16 protein-coding genes are annotated in these 17,611 nt (G+C 60.3%); 11 read left to right on the forward strand and 5 right to left on the reverse strand.

What is annotated here, in order from left to right:
- Positions 1 to 35 precede the first annotated feature (35 nt).
- Complete coding sequence (locus tag ACUJ47_RS01935; RefSeq protein ID WP_445536780.1) at positions 36 to 341, reverse strand: hypothetical protein; 306 nt, start codon at positions 339 to 341, stop codon at positions 36 to 38.
- Positions 342 to 710: 369 nt separating this feature from the next.
- Here ACUJ47_RS01935 and ACUJ47_RS01940 point away from each other — a divergent pair, with 369 nt between their 5' ends.
- Complete coding sequence (locus ACUJ47_RS01940) at positions 711 to 1,724, forward strand: DUF1176 domain-containing protein (RefSeq protein ID WP_445536781.1); 1,014 nt, start codon at positions 711 to 713, stop codon at positions 1,722 to 1,724.
- Between the two features lie 538 nt (positions 1,725 to 2,262).
- Positions 2,263 to 2,745, forward strand: coding sequence for a hypothetical protein (locus ACUJ47_RS01945; protein WP_445536782.1), 483 nt, complete (start codon positions 2,263 to 2,265; stop codon positions 2,743 to 2,745).
- Here the strand turns inward: ACUJ47_RS01945 and ACUJ47_RS01950 are convergent.
- Positions 2,721 to 3,392: a hypothetical protein gene (locus tag ACUJ47_RS01950; protein WP_445536783.1), complete on the reverse strand. Its 672-nt coding sequence runs from the start codon at positions 3,390 to 3,392 to the stop codon at positions 2,721 to 2,723. The two genes, ACUJ47_RS01945 and ACUJ47_RS01950, sit on opposite strands and share 25 nt — an antisense overlap.
- Before the next feature lie 162 nt (positions 3,393 to 3,554).
- The gene (locus tag ACUJ47_RS01955) at positions 3,555 to 4,082 is read right to left on the reverse strand and encodes a hypothetical protein (RefSeq protein WP_445536784.1); all 528 of its coding nucleotides are present in this window, start codon (positions 4,080 to 4,082) and stop codon (positions 3,555 to 3,557) included.
- A 402-nt stretch (positions 4,083 to 4,484) separates the two neighbouring features.
- On the opposite strand from ACUJ47_RS01955, the gene ACUJ47_RS01960 reads away from it, so the two are divergent.
- The 4 genes from ACUJ47_RS01960 (at position 4,485) to ACUJ47_RS01975 (ending at position 8,446) form a co-directional block, all read left to right on the forward strand.
- The gene (locus tag ACUJ47_RS01960; protein WP_445536785.1) at positions 4,485 to 5,276 is read left to right on the forward strand and encodes a hypothetical protein; all 792 of its coding nucleotides are present in this window, start codon (positions 4,485 to 4,487) and stop codon (positions 5,274 to 5,276) included.
- 159 nt (positions 5,277 to 5,435) lie between these two features.
- Positions 5,436 to 6,365 carry an NAD(P)-dependent alcohol dehydrogenase gene (locus ACUJ47_RS01965; protein ID WP_445536786.1) on the forward strand — a complete coding sequence of 310 codons (930 nt, stop codon included), beginning with the start codon at positions 5,436 to 5,438 and terminating at the stop codon, positions 6,363 to 6,365.
- A gap of 225 nt (positions 6,366 to 6,590) precedes the next feature.
- Positions 6,591 to 7,487, forward strand: coding sequence for a DUF4189 domain-containing protein (locus tag ACUJ47_RS01970; RefSeq protein ID WP_445536787.1), 897 nt, complete (start codon positions 6,591 to 6,593; stop codon positions 7,485 to 7,487).
- Positions 7,484 to 8,446 carry a DUF4189 domain-containing protein gene (locus ACUJ47_RS01975; RefSeq protein WP_445536788.1) on the forward strand — a complete coding sequence of 321 codons (963 nt, stop codon included), beginning with the start codon at positions 7,484 to 7,486 and terminating at the stop codon, positions 8,444 to 8,446. Before ACUJ47_RS01970 ends, ACUJ47_RS01975 begins: the two co-directional genes overlap by 4 nt.
- A 129-nt stretch (positions 8,447 to 8,575) precedes the next feature.
- On the opposite strand, the gene ACUJ47_RS01980 is transcribed toward ACUJ47_RS01975, so the two are convergent.
- Positions 8,576 to 9,532 (reverse strand): DUF4189 domain-containing protein, encoded by a 957-nt coding sequence (locus tag ACUJ47_RS01980; RefSeq protein WP_445536789.1) that lies wholly within the window; start codon positions 9,530 to 9,532, stop codon positions 8,576 to 8,578.
- 118 nt (positions 9,533 to 9,650) lie between these two features.
- Positions 9,651 to 10,517, reverse strand: a complete 867-nt coding sequence (locus ACUJ47_RS01985; RefSeq protein WP_445536790.1) for a hypothetical protein — start codon at positions 10,515 to 10,517, stop codon at positions 9,651 to 9,653.
- Between the two features lie 493 nt (positions 10,518 to 11,010).
- Here ACUJ47_RS01985 and ACUJ47_RS01990 point away from each other — a divergent pair, with 493 nt between their 5' ends.
- From ACUJ47_RS01990 to trxB, 5 genes are all read left to right on the forward strand, one after another.
- Positions 11,011 to 12,525 carry a M20/M25/M40 family metallo-hydrolase gene (locus tag ACUJ47_RS01990; protein ID WP_445536791.1) on the forward strand — a complete coding sequence of 505 codons (1,515 nt, stop codon included), beginning with the start codon at positions 11,011 to 11,013 and terminating at the stop codon, positions 12,523 to 12,525.
- A 74-nt stretch (positions 12,526 to 12,599) separates the two neighbouring features.
- Positions 12,600 to 13,724 (forward strand): DUF3500 domain-containing protein, encoded by a 1,125-nt coding sequence (locus ACUJ47_RS01995; protein WP_445536792.1) that lies wholly within the window; start codon positions 12,600 to 12,602, stop codon positions 13,722 to 13,724.
- Positions 13,725 to 13,855: 131 nt separating this feature from the next.
- Positions 13,856 to 15,658, forward strand: a complete 1,803-nt coding sequence (locus ACUJ47_RS02000; protein ID WP_445536793.1) for a flavin-containing monooxygenase — start codon at positions 13,856 to 13,858, stop codon at positions 15,656 to 15,658.
- Positions 15,659 to 15,737: 79 nt separating this feature from the next.
- Positions 15,738 to 16,517, forward strand: coding sequence for a tyrosine-protein phosphatase (locus tag ACUJ47_RS02005; RefSeq protein WP_445536794.1), 780 nt, complete (start codon positions 15,738 to 15,740; stop codon positions 16,515 to 16,517).
- Positions 16,518 to 16,594: 77 nt separating this feature from the next.
- Positions 16,595 to 17,566, forward strand: a complete 972-nt coding sequence (trxB, locus tag ACUJ47_RS02010) for a thioredoxin-disulfide reductase (protein ID WP_445536795.1) — start codon at positions 16,595 to 16,597, stop codon at positions 17,564 to 17,566.
- Positions 17,567 to 17,611 lie beyond the last annotated feature (45 nt).

Genomic DNA, 17,611 nt, shown 5'->3' on the forward strand with positions numbered 1-17,611 from the left:
AGCCGCATTCGGCGCTCCACGGACCGTTCACTTTTCTAAATCGCGGGAAGCGTGGATGCGGATACGCTCAGCGCCTTCCCGTCCCGGAACCAGACGTAGATCGTGAAAGACTGTTTCTTTTCGCAGTTCACTGCCTCTGATTGCAGGTAACTGGCAGCTTCATCGTCATAATCCGTCCAGTATTCCGACGACACGCCCACTATGTCCCTGATCTTGCGGGCGGCGGTTTCATGGCCGTCACCGCGGCGCAAACCGAATGGTGCAACCACCTTTGCGCTGGCGCCAAGCGTGACAGTCTTGTCCAGAATGATTGCATTTTCGATCAGGTAATCGATCGACATGCCTCCGCTGCGCAGAGTGAATCGGCATTCGCCCCGAAGCGGCGCTTTCTTGTTGCAGTCTTTCGCAACGTACCCTTTGGGCATGGCGGAGAGCGTTGAGCAAATGGAAGGGCCCGGAAGATCACCCCGCAAAGCCGCCGATGCCTGTGCGGGCAGCAGCGATGTTAAAGCACATAGGAATGCGATTTGTGAAACTTGCATGTTCCGTTCCGAGTAACCTGGTCTGACAGCAACTCGCGCCATCCCGTACACGATAGGAAGAAGGATTTCTGCGCGCCAACGTTCGCAATGTACTGGTGCAAGATTCAGGTGGCGTCCGCTACGGAAAGCTTCATCCCGTTCCGGAAACGCACTTTCTCAGGATCGGGAATGATTGCTGCCTTTGTCGCTACCGCGCTCGCTGCTGCAACTGGGGCGCCGCTTGCCGTCTATACCGATTGGATTGCGGGCTGTGACAAAGGCCCGAATTGTCGGACCGTTTCGCTTCAGCCCGAAGCCGGTTCCGGAAATTCTCCTGCGGCAGATGGCGCGCTGCTGATTTCAATTGCGCGCGGCCATTTGCCGGACGCGCCGTTCGTTGTCGTAATCAGGCCGCGAGAGCGGGAGCGCACGATTGCCGCTATGTCGTTGGATGGCATTCCCATCGATCTTGAAGGGCAGGCAGGGCATTTCATGATCGAATTTAGCAGTTCTCAAGCGCGCGGGATTATCGAAAAGTTTGTTGCGGGACAGGTCCTGTCGGCAGCGAGCAGCAATGGCGCCCCAATCGGGAGTGCATCCATGACCGGAATCGCGGCTGCGCTGGCGCATATCGAACGGGAGCAAAACCAGGACCGACAGGGGATTGGTTCTGCGCCTTTAGAGTTACCTCCGGCACCGAAAGCCAAGCCTGCCAGATTGCATGCGTCGGAACTTGCCCGTCGCCTGCGCCACGATCCCTGCTTGTCGGACACGGTCATGCTACAACACGCAGTGCCAAGGTATCAGCCGCCACCCCGCTATGTTCGGCTGGATCGCCATGCGACCATGCTCATCTTGCATGACAGCTGCACTGGCGACAATGCCGAGACCAGGTTGGTGCTGCTCGATAATCGTGGGCGGGCCCGTCAGCTGCCGTTCGAACCGGAGATAGCCGATCCGCAAATCGATTTGGGCCATGATGCCGAGATTTCCGTTCAAAATGCCTGGTGGGATGACGGCAATCGTTTGCTTTGGACCCACTCGCTCGACCGCCCGGCGGGAGACTGCGGAGATCAAAGCGCCTATGCTTGGGCGGGTGATCGGTTCGTCATGGTCTACCATGCCAAAATGACCGTTTGTCGGGGAACTCCCGATTTCATTGTTACCTATCGCAGGGATGTGGTTCGGCGCGCCGAGCCCTAATCCGTTGGGTGGCTGCAACCGGAGGCAGAAGGCGTACTGGTATGCCGTAACCTCACAAATCATCGGGAGGCCCTGCTATGGTCGCGCCATGTCGCCTGGCTTCCGTTGCGTATTTTTGCTTCCGATGTTGGTGGCTTGCTCACCAGGCAATGAGGGCCTTGCCGTGTCGGCGAATGCGGGGGCGGGGAAACGGCCGGAGATTCCCTCCCACTATCACGGCCTCTGGGTCAATCACATTGGCCTATGCGGACATGGGGGCGATCGTGGACAACGCATCCTGATCGGCCGTCACAGTGTCGATCACATGAGCGTCAGAACCGTCGACGTTCCTGAAGGCAATGGTCCGATCCTCGTTCATTTGAAGGACGACGAAGGGAATCTATGGATGCTGTCGCTTAATCTGGGATCAAAGGGCAGGGGTTTGCGCGCGCAGAGCGAGGCCACGGGATTCGATGTGGAATTGGTCCGTTGTCCTGAGTCAGGCTCAAGGCGGGCATCCCGAACGAGCGCGTCCGCAAGCGCGGATGGGCAAGACTGAATGGGTCGCGAAGCGGCAACGATCCACAATGCTTGTCGGTGGACTAGCAGCGTCGCATTCGGCCTGATCACTCTGATCTTCAGCGATGCACCGTTCGGTGTGTTGCTGCGGCTGTTGCGGCCAGGAAACCTGGTTGCAGGCGACGAATTTGCCGCCGCTCAAGGCCTGCTGGAGCTTGCGCAGGCTTGTTTGCAAGTAGTGGTGGCGATCCTAGTTGCTACTGCATTGATACGCGTCCCCGACCGGAGACGAAGAATGGGATGGGGGCTAGTCGCAATCGGGGTCCTGGCCGCTCTGTCCGCGGCGATATTCCTCACCGAGGTGGAGACGCTCGATGGCGAGATTCTGGGCCTTGTTTTCTATGTTCTCGTCCTTGGCGGAGTGCCCTGGCAGATTGTGCTGGCAGCGAGTCTGCTCGTGCCGCCGGTTCTTCTCGCCTGCGGGTGGCGCCTCATCCACTACGGTGCAGACGATGCGGCGTAGCGGATGTCTTCGATCAATCGCCAGCAACCCTTGGCGGGTTCGAAAAGCAGCATTCCATCGGAGTAAGGCCCCCCCGGCTGGTAGGGTTTGCCATCGAGAGTGAAGGGGGTGCCCAGGCCATCGCCTTCGCCGGCATGCCCATCGTAGCGAACCCTGGTCCATTCGATTGCGATCCGATCGTCCTGGCTCTGCTCCATGACGATCTCGACATATTCATCGGCACTGCGCGGTTGAACTGGCCGCCAGTAGTAGTCGAACATTTCGATCGGGAACCGGTCATAGTCCGCTGCCAGTAACCGAACCTGGCCGGATGCGCCCGGTCCGGAGTAAAGGACTTCAGGCGCCAAATACTGACGACGTACGGCAGCCGATGCGACGAAGGCATTTACAAACCTCTCGGCATTACCGATTTTGCACGCACTCTTTATCTGCTGAAGGATCAACCGGTCACTTTCAGTCGTGGGCGCCGAGTCTTGCGGGGTTCGCATCGGCGGAGCCGTCTTGGCCACAGTTGCATTGGGCTGTATCGACGCCGGTTGTGCTTTGTCGTCGCCTGCAAGTGGAGGCGCGCTGCTGCATCCCGCAGTCAAGAGCAGCAAGGCGGCAATTTTTGCGGGATGGGTGATCGATCTTGGCCGGTACCGCATAGCAAGTCCTTGAGTTCACGACTTTGGCGCTGCCAACATATGCGCTGCGTCGCACGGTCGACACCGGCAGATGTGTACCGGTTCATCACGTTTAGATCATGTTACGTCGCTCGCCGCGGCTTGTGGTCGAGCGGCGAGAAGAACTCAATCCGGGGACGAAATTCAATGCGGGGCGTCAGCCTCGTTCAGGCGGATACTGGCGATATACCGGTCGTAACGCTCGTTGAAATAGATCGTCACGTGAATGGGGCGGCCGCCGGCAAGCAGCGCTTTGCGAGCGTCATCCGTACCCGAAATTTGTACATCCTCCAGAATCGCCCACCGAACTGCAGGTGAAGGTGACGGCAAAGCGGCGCGATCTGGGCGATCCTGGCGGCTCATGCTGTCGCCAGGCTGGCGGATACCGCGAAGTTCAACATTCTCGCGGTCGCGGGCCAAAATCGCTTGGACTGAAGCCAATGCTTCGCCTCTATCGTCGACCATGTCTTCGGGGCCGATCTCCGCGTCATATTCCGTGACGTAGAATGGCGGCTCTTCCCCGATTTCGTGATACGGTCCGCTGAGAAGGTCTTGTGCAAACAGAACAATGCCGACACCGGTGATCACCACCAATCCGGCCATGACCGCAATCAACGCGATGCAGCCACCCGGTCTAGGTTCGCCCAGCCTGTCTTGGTGATCTTCCGTCACGCCTGCTTCAGCCTTTTCGAGAGTTCAGGGTCCTGATCACTTTCCCATCACAGGTTGAGGGGTTGCTTTCGAAGAAAAGGGGGCGGCGCGTAGCGCAGAGCTCGCGCACATCAGCAAGCGCTTGTTCGGGCGTGGCGTGCCCAAGCGAGATAACATAGTCATGCTTGTATCGGCCAGTGTCGGCGATGGGCTCGACCTCGATACTTCTCCAGGCGCCGAAAACCTGCTTCCAGCCGCGCGGCGTTGGAGTGCCTGGCGGGGGTAGATAAACAGTACGGTCGCTCCCGCCACAAAGGGCCATGCCCAGCGAGTTGAAGGAAGCGATGCGCGCACGATAAATCCTGCCATTGGTGAACTTTACGAGGGGATAAATGCTCGAACCGCACTGAGGAAAACACTATCTTGTACCGGTTCACCGGGCTGCTTGTGGCCGATCTGGTCGTGTGGCAGCGAAATCGCATGTATTGGCTGCATGCGCTTTCTGGAGACCTCGAATCACGCAAAAACCTGCTGGCGTTGCCGCTGGCGGTACTCGCGCTGTCGAGCGTTGGCAGCGGCGCCGCGTATGCGTCTGAAAAGGCAAAGCCTGATCGCGATCCCGGCTGCTTCGATGAAGTCTATGAGAATGTTCATCCCGAATGCACGCTTGAACAGCGGCGCCAGCAGCTTTCCCGGTTCGATCTTCCGGCGATCGAGGATTTTCCGCGCAAACACCGCTCGCAAGGTGACGTAATCGTTGCGAATTATTGGACAAAGAACGGTGGAGGAACTGCACTTGCCATGCATAGGAGCCGGAAGGGGCAGGCATGGCTGGAGCTCCGCCTTGTTCCCATCGGTAGCAAGCGGAAGCGGGTAGTTTCCCGTCGGATAAAAATCTCTCGCGCGACATGGCTCGATATTGTCGCAAAGTCGCATGCGCTGGATTTCTCTTACAGGTCCGACAGCATCTGTGTGGGCGGGGCCGCGATCCGGATTGAAGTCATTAGCGGTCCCGGCCGTGTCCGTACGAGAGTGCAGGATACCTGCTATCTTGCCGACGACGTTCGCCTTTTCTTTGAAGATCTTACGGACGCCGCATTCGCTGCTCTGCCGCAGTGCTCGCAGTTCGATCAGTTCAAGCGATATCGTGATGACACAACCGATACGGACGAAGCGCTGCATCGTTGCCTCACGCCGTCATCCTATTGGGATTGAGAGTGATGCACCTGCGCTCCCAGAGCCTGCAAAACACTGGCCCAACGAAAAATCTCTGCAGGATGTAGCAATGATTGACCTGTCGAGAAGTGGCGCGCGCCAGACATGGGTTGAACCGCAATGATGGCCGCCTGCGCTCAGTCCTACGGCGGCCCCGAGGTGATTGCACTTAAGCAAGTGCCGCTACCGGCTGCGAATCGGGGGCATGCGCGCATTTCGGTCAACGCAGCGGCGGTGACCAGCGGTGATGCGAGAATTCGTTCGGCCATGGCTCCTGCAGGAATGTCAGTGGGCCTGCGCCTCGCTTTTGGCATCCGGCGACCCAGACAACCTGTCCTTGGCATGTTTTTCAGCGGGACACTGGAAGAAGCGGTGGCGGGAATGGAGCCCGGCACTCGTGTTTTCGGCAACACCGGAATGGCGATGGGCGCCCATGCCCAGCACCTGACCATCGCATCCGATCGGATCGTTGCAATCCCCGACGATCTCGAACTCGACGATGCCGAAGCTGCTGCGTTGCCTTTCGGAGGCCTGACTGCGGCAGATTTTCTGATCGGCAAGGCAAGAATCGCGCAAGGGGCGAAAGTGCTGGTCAACGGCGCCACCGGTGAAGTCGGCTGCGCAGCTTTGCAAATTGCGAGCAACTTCGGCGCAATTGTCACGGCGGTCTGCCGAACGGAAAACCATGAATTCGCGCGCGAACTCGGTGCCAGCCGGGTGCATGACTATCGCGAAGGGATACCTCGCGGTCAGTGGGATATCGTCATGGACATTGCCGGGACTCTGCCCTGGAGACGGGCAAGCGAGCTGGTCGCGCCCGGGGGCGTGCACCTTCCGGTAACTGCTTCGTTGCACCAGATGTTGGGAGCCGCCCTTTTTCCTCGCCGGGCTGAAGGACGGCGTATCAGCGGCACAACCTCCAGCGACGGACCCGCCGCCTTGTTGCGCCTGCGTTCGCTATTTGCCGATGGTGTTCTGAAGCCAGTCGTTGGCGCGCGATTCCCGTTCTCGAGGATCGTAGATGCTCATGTTCTGGTCGACACCGGACATAAGCGAGGCGGGGTCGTGGTGACCATGCAAAGAGCCTGAGCCAGTGCGTAAGATCATTGTCCCGGCTTCGGCGATGTACTGCTATCTCGCGGCTACATTCAAGCCGGGCGGTACTCGCTAAAGAGATAGAAAGCGGTTTGCTTCGCCTGACGCGTCAGGGTGAGCAGGGCTGTCGCGCTAGCCAAGAGCCTGGCCTTTCGAAACCTGGCGCGTCGCAGCAGGGCAAGCCGCGTGCGAGCGAAGTCAAGACGGAGACTGATTTCAATGAAGGTTCACCGCCATGATCCGGCGCAGTCTCATGCTTCTCAAATCGGACGGAATGCCAGATTGGGCCTGCTTGTATTTGCCCTTTGCAACGCTGTTTCTGGACTAGAAGCGACGGAGCCCGATGCCACCGTTTCAGCAGCTTCGCCAGCTGCTTACCATGCGCTGGCCATCAATCAGGATTATGTCGGCATCTGGATGACGGCCGGTGAAGCCAATGAGGATGCGGCAAAGGCGCGGGCACTTGAATTATGCCGCCGAGACACGGGGAGCGAAACCTGCCAGATCGCCCACAGCGGTCAGCGGAATTATCTGGCCGTCGGATATGCGATCGATGGCGGATTGGAGCTTATGGCGCAGAATCAGGCCGCGGGCCTGATTGAATCGCTCGAGTCAAAATGCGTTGGCAGGTTCGGCTCAACCTGCATGGTGGCCGGAATGGTCGGTCCAATTGGCGCAAAGGATTTCCCCGCGGAACCCGGCCCGGCACCCCGCCGTCGCTTCGCGGCTGTTGCCGGCGATTTTTCAAATGTTGCGAAAGGCGCTCCCGCTGATTGGCGGGTCTGGGTTGTGACGGGCGCCGAAAGCCGTGACACCGCCATACGTGCCGCGTCTGATGCCTGCGAAGGCGAACTTGGCCGAACACGCTGCCAAATCGCCGAAGCAAATGGCGATACCCTGTTGCTATTCTATCAGGCAGGCGGGACCGATTTTGCTGGTTTCCTGAGCGAAAAATCACTCGCTCGCGCCCTTGCGGAAATGAACCGGCGCTGCCGCCTCGCCAATCGTAGTTGCGAAGTGATTGCGGTAGCCAATGCCCAGGGTGCCGGTCGGTACGTATTCGATCTTAGCGATTCTCCTGAATTCGAAGCAAATTCAATGAGTTTGGACCAATGATGTCAGTTCTTTTGAATCGGCGGCAGCACCTTCGGGCAATAGCCTTGATGTTGGCGGGGTTGCTGGGCGCAATGATGCTTCCGCAACCTGCCGCAGCGCAGCTGTTTCCCTGCAATGGCGATGGGCCGGGCCAACGGATGGTTGGCATGGATAATAGCACGACGCCGCCGACGCCGCTCTGCCAGGCGGTGGGCAGCGGACAAGCTCCTCAGCCTGCTGCACCGATAGTCTTGTATGGAAGCCTTGCCTGGCATCGTGATGCCGATGATGTGTGGGTGGCCACAGGGTACAGCACCAAAGGGCAGGACCAGGCCACGATCGACGCCTGCAACGCCGTGATGGGTGGAGGATGCACCGCAATTGGTGAATGGAGTAATTCCTATGTCTCAGTCGTTAGGGACCAAAATGGCGGGCTTTTTGCCGGCTGGGGCACCACTTCGCGCGGATCAAAGAAGGACGCTTCCCGGGAGTGCGACAAGGAGAATGTAATCCCCTGCCTTCCCATCGGCACTTACTGGACCGAGAAATACCGCGCGCGGGGGCCGAAGACAGCAGCGGAAACGCGCAAACGCTATGCCGCTCTGGCCTGGCTCAAGGAGGCAGAGGGCTATGATCGCCGTGCATGGATCGCATCGGGACATGTTGATGGGCCTGCAGCAAAGGCAAAAGCTGTCGCCGGATGCCAGGCCGCCAATGGCGGGCGTGAATGCATTGCAATGCCTGCCGTCGGCAATGGCTTCATCCAGACCTACAACTTGCCGTCCGCAGGGACGCATGGCGATGCGAATGCGTCCGAGACCACTCTCGAACGTGCACGCAAGGCGGCATTGACCCAGTGCGAGAAGAGCAAAGCCAAATGCACTCTGCAGCAGGCTTATGACAGCCGTGTCCCTGGCCTGTTTGTGCATGATTTCATCAGCGGCGCAGCAATCGCTGCAAGCGAAAGCGCACCACGATAGGCAAGCACCGTCGTGGTTGTCGCGATTTGCGCGCGTGCCGATCAACCGGTTGTATTGCGGGGCGATTGAGTTTGGCCCGCATTCCTTGATGGGGAAGCCGGGCGCTACACGTTGCACTTTGTCGGGCGATCAGGGCGTGTAGGACATTGTCACCACTTCGTCGCGCGGGGTCTGGAGGTCGAAGAACGCTGTGATGACGCAGCGTTTTCCTTTGGAATGGTTCTTGCAGCGCTTCGGCATGCTTGCCTCTGCGTCCTGACGGGTGAGTTCAACGCCCCAGAAGAAGTAGTCATCTTGCGAGGTGTATAGGAAGATATTGCTGTTCACGCCGTGAGCGTCGATCCCGCAATCCATTCCGGTGGCTACCTTGCAGCGCATAATCGCTTTATCGGTCGCCGCGGCATAGGTTGGGGCGCCAGTCACCAGCCATGCGTGGCCTTGCCATTTGGTGCCGACCGGGTCGGTTTTCGGAGAGGCGACCGCGCCGTAGGCCGCTGCACCACGAGTATTGGGAAGGTAGGAGCGAGTTCGCAAGATCGGGACCATCACCGGCCGTTTGATATGCGTGGATGTAATTGTTTCCGCCAAGCGGCAATTGCCAGCTGTCAAAGCACATTGCTCGTTGAATTTCTTCACCGCATCCCGCTTCTTGTTGCCCCAAACTGCGCGGGCATAGCCGTCGGGGCCGAAGCCGAAGGCGATTGTTCCGCCTGTCGAGGACACAGCAACCACGCAGCCATCGCCCATTACCTTGTTGCAGGCATCGAGCGCTTTCCCGGTCGCTTCCGAAAGGTCGGCGGCGTTCCAGACTGCCCAGACCTCTGTTGCATCAGGGTGCCAAACCAAAGCGGAATGGCCCGCTTGCCATGAAAGGTGCAGCGGAGCGCTGTCATCCACCTGGCTGGAATGATTCTGGCCGCCCTGATTGCCAGCGTAGACATCGGGAGGAATGCAGCCGGGATTGCCTTGCCCCGGGATTCCCGCAGGGCAACGTTGTGCCGCCGCATCCTTCGGCCACAGCGCCATTGCCGCAGTTGTTACGAGACAGGCTGAGATAAGTCTTAGGCCGAAGGTCCAGGATGTCATCTTGATGTATTCTTCCGCGCGATCGTTTGTGTGCAATTATCGCCTGCAACCATCAGACGAGGAATAGCCTTCGGCCTACCAGTACATTTTCGGCTTCAGCGCACGGAAAGCAACGCGATCAACATGTGGGGATCAAACTCTCGTTCATCTCTTCATTCGACGCCGGAACCCGGAGGAATTCTGCACCGTTTCGAACGTAGTGCTCGATGATCGAGTTTGTTCCGGTGTAGCCGACATCGAACGAGCGATTGCGGATGGCATTGGCGATCGTCCCTTCGTAGCGCTCGCCACTCTCGCCTTGCGCTCCGGTGCTGTCATAACCCGAATTGAATGTAATGAGCGAAACTGGGCCGCTGTCCGCCAGTTCTGTCAAGGTTGTGGAATGGCACGCGTAACCTTGCCACACTCCGCCTGATGTCGATTCGACAACCGGCCCGTTGGCTATGTCGTGCCTGACCGTCCAACGCGGCGGATTGCCCATGATACTGCCTGGCACGGCATCGGGCCAGCGGCGTACTTCTTCGAATGCCGGTCCTGGTACCTCGCGCAGATAGAAAATGCCCAATGTTCCGATGGCGGACGGATAGGAATCGCCATTGCCCTCCGCGATCAGGACCGGTCCGAATTCTGTCCAGACCAACTTGCCCTTGGCAAATGACAAGGCTTCGTCTTCACCGACGTGGATCTCGCGCTTGCCGTCCCCAAAGACAGCCGCAAAGGCCAGCTCGAGCTGGCGTTCAGCAGAGAGTTTACGGATCGCCGAAGTCATGGAAGCAGATGCGAGACTGTCTGCGCCTCCACCTCCGACTTCTGTCTCGTTCATGCCTTGGGAATATGCGTCCGCTGTTTGCAGTGCTTCGCCCCATCCAGCCAGCGCCCACCCGGCGCCTCCGCAAAGCAAAAGTCCGGTGGCCAGCAATACCGGCCATCGCCGCTTTTTAGCGCAGGTATGGGGGAATGCATTCTTGTCGTCGGGGGCTGACATTGATTACGGCGGTCCTCGAAATTTTTGCGCCTCTGCGGTGTCCACTTGCACGCGCACTGTGACATAAAGGTAGTGCGCCCGGAATTCCCGCCCAAGCCTTTCGGTATACCAGTACATTGCGCCCGAGGCTCCCGGCTGCGCGTGTTCTTGTTGAACGGCTGCGGCAATGGCTCTGGTGGGTCGGTACCGTAGGTGTGCAGTCATAGACAGAAATCCGGATTCAGCGGCTTGCCAACCCCACTTGCTCATGGCGTCCTAGTTCCGATATCAGGTGTGGGATTTCGGCAATGTTCCAGTGCCTGGACCAGTATTGCAGGGCTTCGAACCACATGTGGTGGCAATGTTCGCCATGATCAGCGGGGTTCACGGATCCATCAGCCATTTCAACGTCGATATCCGGGCCGGCTGGCTGTTCCCTTGGTTTGTTCGAAACCCGTTGCGAAACGTCGATCCGCTGTTAGCTTCGCCGCGCTTGATCATCTGGAGGGAAATTATGGCCGGTCGTTTTCTTGACGTGAGCGCGGTGGCGCTACTTGCATTTGCGGTGATTCCGGCGGCAGCCGAAACGCCCGAACGTGCGCAGGTTGTGGGTGCCGTGGAGACGCAGCACGATGCCACGGTGAAGGCATTGCAGGACTGGATCGCCTTGCCGACCATCGCTGCCGAGAAGCGCAACACACCGGCCGGCGCCGAATATATGCGGCAACTGGCGCTCGATGCGGGCTTCCAGCAGGCCAAGATCATCCCCACCGATGGCGTGCCCGCGGTTTTCGCGACGCTGGATGCAGGAGCCAAGACCACCGTCGGCATTTATTTCATGTATGACGTGAAGCAGTTCGAACCTTCGGAATGGAGTTCGCCGCCGCTTGAGGGCAGGCTGGTCGAACGCCCGGGCGAAGGGATGGTGATGATCGGGCGCGGTGCGGTCAACCAGAAGGGCCCGCAAATGGCGTTCCTCGCCGCGATCAAGGCGATCCAGGCCAGCGGCCGCAAGCTGCCGGTCAATCTCGTGCTGGTGGCCGAGGGCGAGGAGGAGGTCGCCTCGACCCATTTCGATCAGGTCGTTGCAGTGGCCGAAGTGCGCGACGCTCTGGCCAAAAGCATCGGCGTGTTCATCCCATCGGCGGCGCAGAGCAAGGACGGCAGCGCCAATATCACGCTTGGGGCCAAGGGCGCGGTCGAATTCCAACTGGTCGTTGGCGGTGAGACGTCTGACAAATACCCGAAAACTGACATCCACTCGTCGAACCACGCGCGGATCGAGAACCCCGCATGGCGGCTGGTCAAGGCGCTCGACACGCTGGTTGCCGACGACGGCCATACCCCTGCGATCGACGGCTGGTTCGAGAACGTCCGGCCCCTGACCGAGCGACAGAAGCAGCTGATCGCCGAGAGTGCCGAGCTCAATCCCGAAGCGCAAGAAAAGGCACTCTTGGGGGTCGGCCGATGGATCGACGACGAGACTTACATCACGAGCCTCGAGCGGTTTTACTCCCAGCCCACAGTCAACATCCAGGGCTTGATCGCGGGCTATACCGGCCCGGGTGGCAAGACCGTCTTGCCGGGGCGGGCTGAAGCCAAGCTCGAGTTCCGTCTTGTTCCGGCGATGACCAAGGACGAGGCCGTGACCAAGCTCAAGGCGCATCTCGCCAAGCGCGGCTTCGACGATGTGCAGGTCACTGTTTCAGGGGGCTATGGCCCGAACGAAACCGAAGAGGACAGCATCCTGATCGAAGCCCAGAAGAAGCTGTTCGAACAGACCGGCATCGCTTACTCGATCAGGCCGCGCAACGCGGGCAGCTGGCCGGGTGTGATCTTCAACGGGCCGCCGCTCAATCTTCCCGCTTCGCAATTCGGCCTCAGCCGTGGCGGCGGTGCGCATGCGCCCAACGAATGGTTCCTGATCGAGAGCAGCGACCCCAAGGTCAACGGGCTCGACGAAGCGACGATGGCCTATGTCGATTATCTCTATGTGATCGAGCAGGAGGCCGCGAAAGGCTCCGATTGACGGGCTTCAACATTCCCGGTTTGCAGGCATAGCGATCCTGTCATAGGCTTCACCCGGGTCGGGGGGAGAATTCTATGAAGGCTTTCGTGCGCTCGGTGACCATTGCCGCCATGGCAGTCGTGGTTCCGGTTTCCCAGCTTGCGGCCCATGAATCGGCCGAGCATGCGCTCGACGAGGCTCGGGTCGAGGCGATGAGGGCAGCGACCGTCGCTTTCCTCGAGAGCCTTGATGATGCACAGCACAGCCAGGTGATGGCATCGCTCGACGACAACCACGCGAGGACCAACTGGTCAAACCTTCCGGCCAGCATGGCCCCGCGTTCGGGGCTCGCGGTCGCCGATATGGCCCCCGACCAAAGGATTGCCCTGCACGCGATGATCGCTGCGGCCCTGTCCAGCCAAGGCTATCTCAAGACAACCACGATCATGTGGCATGAGGATGTGCTGCACGATATTGCGGCGGGCGCGATCGCCGCAATGCCCGACAGCGATCCGAGCAAGGCACAGGCCCAAGCCTTCATTGCCAATTATGACACGGAGAAGTTCTTCGTCACTGTATTCGGCGACCCGCATGGAAAGGATTGGGGCTGGATGGTCACGGGCCACCATTTTGCCGCCAACATCACTGTTTCGGACAACAGGATCGCCTTCACTCCGCTGTTCCTCGGTGCAAATCCGCAAATCGTGAAGCAGGGGCGCTACGCCGGATGGAGGATACTGCAGCATGAGGCGGATCGTGCCTTTGCGCTGCTTGCCTCGCTGAAACCCGAACAGGTCAGCCAGGCGGTGGTTGCCGACGCCGTCGATGGAGAGGTTTTCCTTGGCAAAGGGCGGGAGAGCCGCCTGGGCGCGCCAGCCGGAATCGCGGCCTCGGCACTCGATCCGGTCCAGCTAAAGCTGCTTCACGGCCTGATCGACGAGTATCTCGGTGATGCATCGGACGAGGCCGCCGCCCGGCAACGCGCGGTGATCAAGAGCGATGGAATGGACAGCCTGTATTTCGCCTGGTGGGGGCCGACCGACGATCCTGCCACGCGCTATATGTTCCGGGTCCAGGGGCCTTCGATCGTGATCGATTTCGTCCGCGAACGATCCGGCGAGAACGAATTCAACCATGTCCATTCGATCGCTCGCGATCCGTCGAACGATTACGGTGCGGAATGGCTTGAGCGCCATTACAAGGAAGCGCATCAGGACTAGGAGCGAACGAATGCATGTGGCAGGGGTGGGCCGTCCCTCTGCAGCTACCAGTTTCCATAGGGCGCGCCAGCTTGCCAGCGCGGCGAAGTTGACGCACCTTCCCGGCGAGGAATCGAATTGGGAGAGAGCAATTGGCAAGCACGCAAGCGGCACCGGCGATCGATCGGGATGCGATCAGGCGCAAATATGCTGCGGAGCGCGACAAGCGCCTGCGCTCCGATGGCTCAGCCCAGTACAGGCGGCTTGAGAGCGAGTTTTCGGACCTCGCGACCGATCCCTACAACCCCGTCGTCCCGCGCGATCCGGTGACCGACCATGTGACCTTCGCCTTCATCGGCGGGGGCTTTGCGGGGCTGGTGGTTGGCGCGCGGCTGAAGGAAGCGGGGATCGAGGATTACCGCATCATCGAGAAGGGCGGCGACTTCGGCGGGACCTGGTACTGGAACCGCTATCCCGGCGCGCAATGCGATACCGCATCGATGATCTATATGCCGCTGCTCGAAGAAACCGGGCACATGCCGAGCGAGAAATACGCCCATGCCCCGGAAATCCGCGATCATTGCTCGCGCATCGGGGAGCATTACGGCCTCTATGAAAACGCGCTGTTCCACACCAGCGTCACCAGCCTTGAGTGGGACGATGCGAAAAAGGTCTGGCTGATCCGCACCGATCGCGGCGATGCCTTCACCGCGAATTACATCGGCATGGGCACCGGCCCGCTGCATGTCGCCAAGCTGCCGGGCCTGCCGGGGATCGAGGACTTCAAGGGCAAGAGCTTCCACACCAGCCGCTGGGACTATGCCTATACCGGCGGCACGCCCGAAGGCGCGCCGATGAGCAGGCTGGCGGACAAGCGCGTGGCGATCATCGGAACGGGCGCGACTGCTGTGCAATGCGTGCCGCATCTCGCGCGCGATGCGAAGGAACTCTTCGTGTTCCAGCGTACGCCGTCATCGGTTGATGAGCGCAACAATGCGCCGATCGATCCGGGCTGGTTCTCGGGCGTGAACGAGCCCGGCTGGCAGAAAAAGTGGCAGGAGAATTTCGTCGCCAACCTGGGCATCGGTTTTCCCGCGGAAGACCTAGTCGACGATGGCTGGACCGATCTCGGCAAGCGTATCCGCGCGCAAGTGATCGGCATGCCGCCCGAAGAGCGCACGCCGGAAAACATCATGGCTGCCTTCGAGGACGCCGATAACCAGAAGATGAGCGAAATCCGCGCCCGCGCCGAGGAGATTGTGGGCGGCGAAGCGGGAGAGAAGCTCAAGGCTTGGTATCGCCAGCTGTGCAAGCGCCCGTGCTTCCACGACGAATACCTCCAGGCCTTCAACCGCCCCTCGACCCATCTGATCGACACCGATGGCCAGGGCGTGGAGCGGATCACTGAAAAGGGCGTGATCGCGGGCGGCGTGGAATATGAGGTCGATTGCATCATCTATGCATCGGGATTCGAGGTGGGCACCGATTTCGTCTCGCGCTCGGGCTATGATGTGACCGGTCGCGACGGGGTGAAGCTGTCCGATTACTGGAAGGACGGGATGCGGACTTTCCATGGGCTGCATGTCCATGGCTTCCCGAACCTGTTTTTCGTCCAGCAGAACCAGGCGGCTGCCTTCATCGCCAACTATCCGCACAATCTGGTCGACCATGCAGATACGGTGGCGACTGTAGTCAGCCATGCGCAGCGGGAAGGCTTTTCGGAGGTCGAGCCGAGCGCCGAGGCGCAGCAGAAGTGGATCGAATTCCTGATGACCGGGCCGGGCGCGCGGATCGGGAGCACCGAATGCACGCCGGGTTATTACAACAATGAAGGGCAGGGATATGGCGAGCAGGAACGTTTCGCGCTGGGCCACCCGGCCGGCGCGCAAGGCTATTTCACCTACATAGACGGCTGGCGAAAGAGCGGCACCTTCGAAGGGCTCGAATTCCGCTAGGCGGGCAGGGCGCGGGCTCTCTTTTTTGCCGGGGCGGCGCACCTTGAAGTGTGCGCCCCGCGCTGCCACCTCAGGGAACATGATTCGCAACCGCTTCCTCACCACCACGGCCATCCACAATTTCCGCGATTATGGCGGCTATTCGGTTGCGGGAGGAGGCAAGGTGAAGACCGGCCTGTTGTTCCGTTCGGGCCACCACGCCGATGCGGGCGAGGACGATCTTTCGACTGTCTCCAAGCTCGACCTGCAGCATGTCATCGACCTGCGCGGCCATAGCGAACGGGCCCAGAAGACTTGCCGCCGGCCTGAGGGGTTCTCGGGCAAAGTGCTCTTCTTCGATGGCGAGACCGCGGGCCTTGCCCCGCATCTGCAGGCCGCCGAAGGCAGCGTCGACGCCAAGAGCGCATATAAGGCGATGGTCGACCTCTATGGCGCATTGCCCGATCGCGTGGGCCTCAATGACATATTACGGCGCTATTTCGCGGCGCTGGCGCAAGGCAAGGGCTCGAGCCTTGTTCATTGCGCAGCGGGGAAGGACCGCACCGGCATGGCCGTGGATTTGCTGCACCATTTGCTGGGCGTACACCCAGATGATGCCATGGCGGATTACCTCCTAACCAATGACGCGCCCAACAATGAGGAGCGCATTGCGCACGGCATGGAGCTGATGGGCGACAAATACGGCGGGATCGACGAAGCGACCGTGCGCGTGATCATGGGCGTGGATGCGGCCTATCTGAATGCGGCGCGCAATTCGCTGACCGATCGCTTCGGTTCAGCCGATGCCTATCTCGAGCAGGTGCTGGGGGTCGACGCCGCAATGCGCGACGCGCTGAAAGCGCAACTTGTGGATGCCTGAGGCATTCCATGCCCGCGCGAATTGAAGCGCAGGGGCGCACGCCCTAAGTCAGTCGGCCACTCGAACAGGAATTCATCATGGCTACCCATCGCACCAAAATGCTCATCATCGGATCGGGCCCGGCTGGCTACAGCGCGGCGATCTATGGCGCGCGCGCCATGCTCGAACCGATCGTGGTGCAGGGCATCCAGCCGGGCGGCCAGCTGACCATCACCACTGATGTAGAGAACTATCCGGGCTTCGCCGACGTGATCCAGGGCCCGTGGCTGATGGAGCAGATGCAGAAGCAGGCCGAGCATGTCGGCACGCGGATGATGTGGGATACGGTCGTCGAGGTCGACCTGGCGGGCGGGTCGCCTTTTCGCGCGGTGGGCGACAGCGGCGACGAGTATATCGCTGACTGTCTCGTGATCGCCACCGGTGCGCAGGCCAAGTGGCTCGGCGTGCCGGGCGAGCAGGAACTGGGCGGCAAGGGCGTTTCCGCCTGTGCCACCTGCGACGGGTTTTTCTTCCGCGGCAAGAAGGTGGCGGTGATCGGCGGCGGCAATACCGCGGTCGAGGAAGCACTCTATCTCACCAACCACTCGGACGACGTGACGCTGATCCACCGCCGCGACGAGCTGCGCGCGGAGAAGATCCTGCAGGAGCGGCTGTTCAAGAGCCCCAAGATCAGCACGCTGTGGAACAAGGCGGTAAAGCGTTTCGTGGCGGGCGAAAACGGCGCGCTGCACCATCTCGAGCTGGAAGACACGCAGACGGGTGAAATCTCGACGCTGGAAGTCGATGGGGCCTTCGTGGCGATCGGCCATGCGCCCGCGACCGAACTGTTCAAGGGCAAGCTGCCGCTCGATGGTAGCGGCTATCTGCTGACCGAGCCGGGCACGCCCAAGACCGAGATACCCGGTGTGTTCGCTGCTGGCGATGTGACCGACCACACCTATCGCCAGGCGGTGACGGCCGCCGGGATGGGCTGCATGGCCGCGCTCGATGCCGAGCGCTTCCTCGCCACGCTCGATTTCGCCGCGGAAACGACCGAAGCAGCCGAATAGATCGATTGAGCCGAACGCGGTTCCATGCCACCCTTGGCGCTTGCT

Source organism: Altererythrobacter sp. Z27 (assembly GCF_052683155.1).